The 331-nt window shown below is 67.1% G+C and carries 1 protein-coding gene; it reads left to right on the forward strand.

All coding sequences use genetic code 11. From position 1 onward, the window contains the following. Positions 1-331 (forward strand): IS30 family transposase (locus UU7_RS09950; RefSeq protein WP_007807884.1); only part of this gene is annotated, 331 nt, incomplete at both ends.

Consider the following 331-nt stretch of genomic DNA (forward strand, 5'->3'; position numbering starts at 1 on the left):
TCCACGGGCGGCGCATCGCCGAGCGGCCGGCTATCGTGGAGAGCCGCAAGCGGGTGGGTGACTGGGAAGGCGACACCATCGTGGGTAAGGGGCTTGCGCGGGTCGTGACGCTGGTCGACCGCAAGTCCGGCCTGCTGCGCATGCGGCTCGTACCCAACGGCGAGGCCGACACGGTCATGCGCGCCATCGTCCATGCCCTGCATCCCCTGCGGGCTCGCGTGCATACCCTGACCTGGGACAACGGCAGCGAGTTCGCCGAACACGCTTTGGTCGATATTGCCTTGGTTGCCAAGAGCTATTTCGCCGAGCCGTACTCATCCTGGCAGCGCGG

This window comes from Rhodanobacter spathiphylli B39, assembly GCF_000264295.1.
Classification (GTDB): Bacteria; Pseudomonadota; Gammaproteobacteria; order Xanthomonadales; family Rhodanobacteraceae; genus Rhodanobacter; species Rhodanobacter spathiphylli.